The 6387-nt window shown below is 67.2% G+C and carries 7 protein-coding genes; all 7 read right to left on the minus strand.

Annotated features, from left to right (window positions below):
- Positions 1–6 precede the first annotated feature (6 nt).
- On the minus strand, positions 7–936 hold the full coding sequence (fabD, locus tag H7U37_RS08950) for an ACP S-malonyltransferase (RefSeq protein WP_204875246.1): 930 nt from the start codon (positions 934–936) through the stop codon (positions 7–9).
- Between the two features lie 58 nt (positions 937–994).
- On the minus strand, positions 995–1924 hold the full coding sequence (locus H7U37_RS08955; RefSeq protein ID WP_204875248.1) for a nitronate monooxygenase: 930 nt from the start codon (positions 1922–1924) through the stop codon (positions 995–997).
- 26 nt (positions 1925–1950) lie between these two features.
- Entirely contained in the window at positions 1951–2892 is a 942-nt protein-coding gene (locus H7U37_RS08960) for a beta-ketoacyl-ACP synthase III (RefSeq protein WP_204875250.1), read from the minus strand.
- Positions 2889–3842 carry an acetyl-CoA carboxylase carboxyltransferase subunit alpha gene (locus H7U37_RS08965; RefSeq protein WP_204875252.1) on the minus strand — a complete coding sequence of 318 codons (954 nt, stop codon included), beginning with the start codon at positions 3840–3842 and terminating at the stop codon, positions 2889–2891. Before H7U37_RS08965 ends, H7U37_RS08960 begins: the two co-directional genes overlap by 4 nt.
- Entirely contained in the window at positions 3839–4717 is an 879-nt protein-coding gene (gene accD / locus H7U37_RS08970; protein WP_204875254.1) for an acetyl-CoA carboxylase, carboxyltransferase subunit beta, read from the minus strand. The genes H7U37_RS08965 and accD overlap by 4 nt, the downstream gene beginning before the upstream one ends.
- Complete coding sequence (gene accC / locus H7U37_RS08975; RefSeq protein WP_204875255.1) at positions 4714–6105, minus strand: acetyl-CoA carboxylase biotin carboxylase subunit; 1392 nt, start codon at positions 6103–6105, stop codon at positions 4714–4716. The genes accD and accC overlap by 4 nt, the downstream gene beginning before the upstream one ends.
- A 1-nt stretch (position 6106) precedes the next feature.
- Positions 6107–6387, minus strand: a 281-nt coding sequence (locus H7U37_RS08980; RefSeq protein WP_338049812.1) for an acetyl-CoA carboxylase biotin carboxyl carrier protein, incomplete at its 5' end; no start/stop codon positions are given.

Consider the following 6387-nt stretch of genomic DNA (forward strand, 5'->3'; position numbering starts at 1 on the left):
GGGGAATTAAACTCCTTTCAGGGCGGCGATGGCCGCCTCCAGCTCTCCGGCGGTCTCCACCGGATAGGTCTTGATGTCTTTGACGGTCTTACGGACGAAGCCGGTCAGGGCCTTGCCCGGGCCGATCTCCACGATGGCGTCCACGCCCAGCTCGGCCATGCGGCGGATGGTGTCCTCCAGATAGACGCTGGACTGGACCTGCCGCTCCAGCAGAGCGGGGATGGTGTCGCCCTCGGCCATCACGTCGCCCTTGCAGTTGAAAAGGACGGGGAAGTCCATCTTGCCGAAGGAGACGCTCTTGAACTTCTCTCGCAGGGCGTCGCCGGCGGGAGACATGAGGGAGGTGTGGAAGGGGCCGCTGACCTTCAGGGGCACCACACGGCGGGCGCCGGCCTCTTTGGCCAGCGCGGAGGCCTTGTCCACGGCGGCGGCGTCGCCGGCGATGACCAGCTGGCCGGGGCAGTTGTAGTTGGCGATCTCCACCACGCCGGCGTCGGAGGCCCCGTCGCAGGCGGCCTGGAGCTTATCGCGGTCCAGCTGGAGGACGGCGGCCATGCCGCAGGGACGGCCGGTGACCGCCTCGGCCATGGCCTTGCCCCGGAAGGCCACCAGGGAGATGGCGGTCTGGGCGTCAAAGACCCCGGCGGCGTGGAGGGCGGAATATTCGCCCAGGCTCAGGCCGGCGGCCAGCTCCGGGCGGATGCCGGCATCCCGCAGAATGGCGGTGACGCCGGCGGCAAAGGCCACCATACAGGGCTGGGTGTACTGGGTCTGGGAAAGCGTCTCTTCGGGGCCCTCAAAGCAGAGTTTTTTCAGGTCGAAATCCAGCTGGGCGTTGTCGAAGATCTCGCGGAACTGGGGATACTGCTCATACAGGTCCTGGCCCATGCCCACGTGCTGGGAGCCCTGACCGGCGTACAAAAAGGCAAGTTTCATGGTGCGCTCCTTCTCGTCATAATGTGGGAAACGGCGGTGTAGGTTCAAAAAGGGAGAATTACTTGTTGTTCAGCTCAGCCAGGCAGGCGTCGCAGTCCCGGGAGAGCTCCTCAAAGATGGCGCGCAGGGGGCGGATCTCGTGGAGCATACCGGCCACCTGACCGGCCATCAGGCTGCCGGTCTTGGTGTCGCCGTCGAACACGGCGCGGCGGAGGGAGCCCAGGGTGAAGTGCTCCAGCTCCATGCGGTCGGCGCCGGCCTTCTCGCGGGCGATGTAGTCCCGGGTCATCTGGTTGCGGATGACGCGGACGGGGGCGTTGACCGAGCGGCCGGTGACCACGGTGGAGCGGTCGGAGGCTTTCAGCACGGCCTGCTTGTAGTTCTCATGGATGGGGCACTCCTCGCTGACCAGCAGGCAGGTGCCCACCTGCACGCCGCAGGCGCCCAGGGCGTAGGCGGCCAGCAGCTGGCGGCCGCTGGCAATGCCGCCGGCGGCGATGACGGGGATCTTCACCGCGTCGCACACCTGGGGGACCAGCGCCATGGTGGTGGTGTCGCCCACATGGCCGCCGCTCTCGGTGCCCTCGGCGATGACGCCGTCCACGCCGGCCTTCTCCATGGTCTTGGCCAGGGAGACCGCGGCCACCACGGGGAACACCTTGGCGCCGGACGCCTTCCACATAGCCACGTAGGGGCCGGGGTTGCCCGCGCCGGTGGTGATGACGGCCACATGCTCCTCGGCGGCGATCTTGGCCAGCTCGTCCACCTGGGGATGCATCAGCATGATGTTCACGCCGAAGGGCTTGTCGGTGAGGGAGCGGCACTTGTGGATGTGCTCACGGAACATCTCGGGGCTCATGCCGCCCGCGCCGATGAGGCCCAGCGCGCCGGCGTTGGACACGGCGGCGGCAAATTCGCCGGTGGCGATGTTGGCCATGCCGCCCTGGATGAAGGGGAACTCGATACCCAAAAGCTCGTTGAGTTTCATAGTAAAAAATCTTCCTTTCTAAACGCTTACCACTGGAAGAGGGCGCCGCCCCAGGTGAGTCCCGCGCCGAAGCCGATGCACATGACGGTCTGGCCGGGCTGGAGGAGGCCCTGTTCGTTCATCTCATCCAGGGCGATGGGGATGCTGGCGGCGGAGGTGTTGCCGTAGCGCTCCATATTCTGATAAAACTTTTCGATGGGGGCGTGGAGGCGGCGGGAGGCCGTCTCGATGATGCGGCGGTTGGCCTGGTGGGGGATGATCCAGTCCACCTGGTCCAGGGTCAGGCCGCTTTTGGCCATGAGGGTCTTGGCGCAGGTGGGGAGGGCCTCCACGGCGAAGCGGTAGACGCCGGGGCCGTCCATATGGATGGTGCAGGGACCGGGGCCGGGGCCGTTGACCCACAGCACCTCGGCGTTGCCCCGGCTGCCCAGGTCGGCGTGCCACAGCCGCCCCTCTTCCAGGGTGAGGACCGCGGCGCCGGCGCCGTCGCCGAAGAGCACGCAGGTGGACCGGTCGGTCATGTCCATCACCCGGCTGAGCTGCTCGCCGCCGATGAGGAGGGCGTATTTCTTCTCGCTGATGGTCAGAAAGCCGCGGACGGTCTCCAGACCGTAGAGGAAGCCGGTGCAGCCGGCGTTGAGATCAAAGCAGGGGATGTTCTCCGGCAGGCCCATGGCGGCCTGCACCAGGCAGGCGTTGGAGGGGGCGGCGTGGTCGGGGGAGCAGGTGGCCACCACACACACGGCCAGGTCCTCCGGGGAGATACCCGCCCGGTCCATGGCCTGCCGGGCGGCGCCCACGCACAGATCCACCGCCGTCTCCCCATCGCCGGAGAGGTAGCGCTGGGCGATGCCCGTGCGGGTGCGGATCCACTCGTCACTGGTGTCCACGATGCGGCTCATATCGTCGTTGGTGACAATGCGCGCGGGGACGCAGCGGCCGGTGGAGAGAAAGCGAAGTCCGTTCATAGCAGTTCCTTCCTGGTCTCGCCGCTCTGGCGCAGGCCCATTTCTCTGAATTTCTGATAGCGGTGCGCCGCGGGGTCCCGCATACGCATGGCCTGGGCCAGGTGGGCCGACAGGGCCCGATCCACCGCGGTAAAGACGGCGCCGGGGTCCTGATGCGCGCCGCCGGCGGGTTCGGGGATGACTTCGTCGATAACGCCCAGCTCCAGCAGGTCATGGGCGGTGAGCTTCATGAGGCCGGCGGCCTCGCCGGAGCGGCTGGAGTCCTTCCACAGGATGGAGGCAAAGCCCTCGGGAGACAGGACGGAGTAGACGGCGTTTTCCAGCATCAGGATGCGGTTGCCCACCGCCAGCGCCAGCGCGCCGCCGCTGCCGCCCTCGCCGATGACGATGGAGACCACAGGCACGGTGAGGGCGCTCATGAGGGCCAGGGAGGAGGCGATGGCCTCGCCCTGGCCGTGGGCCTCGGCCTCCAGGCCGGGGTAGGCGCCGGGGGTGTCGATGAAGGTGATGATGGGCCGGCGGAACCGCTCGGCCTGCTTCATCAGGCGCTGGGCCTTGCGGTAGCCCTCGGGGGAGGGCATGCCGAAGTTGCAGGCCATGTTCTCCTGGAGGGTCTTGCCCTTCCGGTGGCCGATGACGGTGACGGGCAGGCCGCGATAGAAGGCCACGCCGCCCAGGATGCTGGGGTCCTCCCGGCACAGGCGGTCGCCCTTGCACTCGAAGAAGTCGGTGAAGAGGGCGGAGATAAAGTCGGCGGTGCCGGGGCGTCCGGCGTGGCGGGCCACAAAGACCTTATCCTCGGGGGACAGGTCCCGGCAGCTCTCCAGCAGCTCGGCTCGGTCCCGGGTGAGCTGCGCCATACGCAGCTGGGAGGCGCCGTCCTCGGCGTTGGACAGCTTGGCGATTTCGGCGTCGATGGTGGCCAGCTGAGCTTCCAGTTCTTTGATCACAGGAGGCGGCCTCCCTTCTCATGGAGTCGGAGCAGGAGGGAGATGGTCTCCCGCATCTGGCCGCGGGGGACGATCTGGTCCACGAAGCCGTGCTCCTCTAAGTATTCGGCGGTCTGGAAGCCCTCGGGGAGCTTCTGACCGATGGTCTGTTCAATGACCCGGGGGCCGGCAAAGCCGATGAGGGCGCCGGGCTCGGCCAGGGTGATGTCGCCCAGAGAGGCGAAGGAGGCGGTCACGCCGCCGGTGGTGGGGTGGGTGAAATAGGCGATATAAAACCCGCCCGCCTGATGGAAGCGCTCCAGGGCGGCGCTGGTCTTGGCCATCTGCATCAGGGACAAAATACCCTCCTGCATCCGGGCGCCGCCGCTGGCGGTGAAGATGATGAGGGGCAGGCGCTGCTTGCGGGCTACTTCCACGGCCCGGGCGACCTTTTCGCCCACGGCCACGCCCATGCTGCCCATGAAGAAATTGCTGTCCAGCACGGCGGCGATGACGCTCCGGCCGGCAACCTTGCCCCGGGCGGTGACCACGCCCTCGGTGAGACCGGTGGTCTGGCGGAGCTTCTCCAGCTTCTCGTTATAGCCGGGGAAGTGGAGGGGGTCCCGAACGGTGAAATGCTCATCCAGCTCCCGGAAGGAGTGGGGGTCCAGCAGCATGGAAAGGCGCAGGTAGGCGCCGATCTTGTGGTGATATCCGCACTGGGGGCAGACGTACAGGTTGCGGGCCAGCTCCAGCTTGGAGACGGCGGCGCCGCAGGAGGGGCACTTTTCAAAGACCGTGGCCTCGGGGCGCTTGACGCCGGCCTTTTCCCGCAGGCCCCGCTGACCCTTCAGCAGGTCCAGACGGGCCCGGCGTTCACGAAACAGATGGTTCACTTGCTACTCCTTTCCTGGCTCTCGGGGATGCACTCCCACCGCAGCAGCTCATCCAGGTGCTGGGCCAGGAAGCCGGTGTCATACCGGCCCTGGACGAAGTCCACATGGTGGAGGATGAGGTGGCAGAAATCGGCGGTGGTGGGGTAGCCCTCGATGATCAGCTCCTCCAGCGCCCGGCGCATCTTGCGGATGGCGTTGAGACGGGTGGGGGCGTGGACGATGACCTTGGCCACCAGGGAATCATAATAGGGGGAGACGGTATAGCCGTTATAGAGCATGGTATCCACCCGGACGCCGGGGCCGCCGGGCAGATGGACGAAGTCGGTGCGTCCCGGGCAGGGCCGGAAGCCGTGAGAAGCGTCCTCGGCGTTGATGCGGCACTCGATGGCGTGGCCGATCAGGTGGATGTCCTCCTGCTTGACGCTCAGGGGGAGGCCCACGGCGATGCGCAGCTGCTCCCGCACCAGGTCCATGCCGGTGACCATCTCGGTGACGGGGTGCTCCACCTGGATACGGGTGTTCATCTCGATGAAATAGAAGTGGCCTTCCCGGTCCAGCACGAATTCCACCGTGCCGGCGTTCTGATAGCCGGCGGCCTTGGCGGCGTTGACGGCGGCCTCGCCCATGGCGCGGCGGAGCTCGGGGGTCAGGGCACGGGAGGGGGACTCCTCGATCAGCTTCTGGTTTTTGCGCTGGATGGAGCAGTCGCGCTCCCCCAGGTGCACCACGTTGCCGTGGGCGTCGGCCAGGATCTGGAATTCAATGTGGCGGGGGTTGAGGATGAGCTTTTCCATATAAAGCTCGCCGTTGCCGAAGCAGGCCACCGCCTCGGCCCGGGCTTCGTTGAAGAGACGCTCCAGGTCGGCGGGGTCGTCCACCCGGCGCATCCCGCGGCCGCCGCCGCCGGCGCTGGCCTTGATGAGGACCGGGTAGCCGATGGACTCGGCCAGCGCCACCGCGTCGGCGGCTTCAGCCAGAGGACCGTCGGAGCCGGGGACCACGGGGACGTTGTGCTGCTGCATCAGGGCGCGGGCGGCGGACTTGTTGCCCATCTTGCGGATCACGTCGCCGGAGGGGCCGATAAAGGCCAGGCCGCACTTGGCGCACAGGTCGGCGAATTCGTCGTTTTCCGAGAGGAAGCCGTAGCCGGGGTGGATGGCGTCGCAGCCGCTCTCCACGGCGGCGGCCAGGAGGGAGGGCACATTCAGGTAGCTGTCGGCGGCCTTGGCCGGGCCGATGCACACCGAGCGGGTGGCCAGCTGGACGTGGAGGGCGTCAGCGTCGGCGGTGGAATAGACGGCCACGGTCTCGATGCCCAGCTCCGCGCAGGCCCGGATGACCCGCACGGCGATCTCGCCCCGGTTGGCGATCAATACGCGGCGAAACATATTAAACCTCCCGCAGGCGGAAGAGGGGCTGGTCATAGCCCACCAGTTCGCCGTCCCGGACCAGGATCTCCTCCACCACGCCGTCGGCGGGAGAGGGAACCTCGCTCATCATCTTCATGGCCTCCAGGATACACACGGTCTGGCCCTTCTTCACCGTGTCGCCCACCGAGACAAAGGGAGCGGCGTCGGGAGAGGGAGAGGAATAGAAGGTGCCCACCAGGGGGGCATTGACGGTCAGGCCGGCGGGGGCTTCGGCCTTGGCCTCGGCGGCAGGCGCGGCAG

It is taken from the genome of Pseudoflavonifractor phocaeensis (assembly GCF_016901735.1).
Lineage (GTDB): Bacteria > Bacillota > Clostridia > Oscillospirales > Oscillospiraceae > Pseudoflavonifractor_A.

Excerpts from the sequence above, each read along its gene's own strand:
- fabD (WP_204875246.1), bottom strand. The coding sequence starts at position 936 with ATGAAACTTGCCTTTTTGTACGCCGGTCAGGGCTCCCAGCACGTGGGC.
- H7U37_RS08955 (WP_204875248.1), bottom strand. The coding sequence starts at position 1,924 with ATGAAACTCAACGAGCTTTTGGGTATCGAGTTCCCCTTCATCCAGGGC.
- H7U37_RS08960 (WP_204875250.1), bottom strand. The coding sequence starts at position 2,892 with ATGAACGGACTTCGCTTTCTCTCCACCGGCCGCTGCGTCCCCGCGCGC.
- accC (WP_204875255.1), bottom strand. The coding sequence starts at position 6,105 with ATGTTTCGCCGCGTATTGATCGCCAACCGGGGCGAGATCGCCGTGCGG.